Origin of the sequence: Arthrobacter sp. PsM3 (assembly GCF_030433895.1) — a bacterium.
Classification (GTDB): Bacteria; Actinomycetota; Actinomycetes; order Actinomycetales; family Micrococcaceae; genus Arthrobacter.
Map to the genome: position 1 here is coordinate 1 of NZ_JARUXE010000137.1, position 397 is coordinate 397.

Here is a 397-nt window from a genome sequence, read left to right on the forward strand (position 1 = left end):
CGTCATGCCGTTGCGGGGGCCCATCATGGGCCCGCCCATGTTGGGCAGTGAAACGTTGATGACCGGCCCGGGAAGATTAGGTGCCATGCAGCGGGCCCGGGACAGAAAGCCGGTGCCCCCGGGGTTCACAACACTGCCCACGACGCCGACCGCAACGAGGGACAGTGCGGTCAGAAGAAGCACGGATGCGATCCCGAGGAGAATCTGCCCGCGGTGGGTCAGGGATTTCAATCCTGGCGCCTGAGCGCGGCACGCCGGGCAGTGAACTCCTGCTCGTCGATTTCCCCACGGGCGAAGCGCTCGTGGAGAATGCGCTCGGCGTCGTGGTGCGGCGGCCGCTGCGCGGCCGGTCCCTCACCCGGATGGGGACGCCGGAGCAGGAGCACAACGACAGTGA

Annotated in this window: 1 protein-coding gene and 1 pseudogene; one reads left to right on the forward strand and one right to left on the reverse strand. The window is 67.8% G+C overall.

Annotation, left to right across the window (positions count from 1 at the left end; genetic code table 11):
* Nucleotides 1-183 (reverse strand): annotated as a pseudogene (locus tag QCD75_RS21940) (sulfocyanin-like copper-binding protein); the annotation flags it as partial.
* Nucleotides 184-185: 2 nt separating this feature from the next.
* Here QCD75_RS21940 and QCD75_RS22410 point away from each other — a divergent pair.
* Nucleotides 186-397, forward strand: a 212-nt coding sequence (locus QCD75_RS22410; RefSeq protein WP_301231638.1) for a hypothetical protein, incomplete at its 3' end; no start/stop codon positions are given.